Source organism: Collinsella sp. Sow4_E3 (assembly GCF_052116285.1).
GTDB lineage: Bacteria > Actinomycetota > Coriobacteriia > Coriobacteriales > Coriobacteriaceae > Collinsella.
The window spans coordinates 1-550 of the sequence record NZ_JBQKLJ010000099.1 but is presented as its reverse complement, the minus strand read 5'-3'; the positions used below and the strand labels follow the sequence as shown (position 1 = coordinate 550).

Annotated in this window: 1 protein-coding gene; it reads right to left on the bottom strand. The window is 40.5% G+C overall.

The features are described from left to right. A partial coding sequence (locus ACTQ48_RS11450) for a PTS sugar transporter subunit IIC (protein WP_441571044.1) occupies positions 1 to 550 on the bottom strand: 550 nt, incomplete at both ends.

Here is a 550-nt window from a genome sequence, read left to right as displayed (position 1 = left end):
GTCTAAATCTGCACCAACTGTTGCTTTTTTAATTTTGGCCATGTCAATTTCATAGAAAAGAAGGGCAAAAATCAAGGATACAACCGCACACGCTACCAAATTAAGACCAAGTGATGCCGCTAAAGTAAAACCAACAAAGAATGGGACAAAGTCTGTTACTTTATCAACAATTTGTTTTAAAAGAATAGCAATCCCTACACAGGGAAGAAGAGCCCCAACTGTAAAGAGGGTTTTCATAGCAATGCCATCCATCGGCAAAGCATCTTGAATAGCTGTTACTGCAGAAGCACCTAGTTTACACATGATAAGAGTTGGTAAGAATGAGAAGATAAAGTGAGAAATCCAAGGTAGACCCCAATCAACCATATAGAGCTTTTTAAAGTCGCCTTTTTCAACAGCTTTCCAACCAATATGCTGCCAAGCCAAGTTAAGAGTTGCTGTACCATAGAAAAGCACAGTACCTACAGTACCAACCAGGGTACCCATTGATTTGGCTAAGTTGGCTGCTTCAGCTGTATCTGGTGAAATCCCTTGAGCATGGATAGCTACC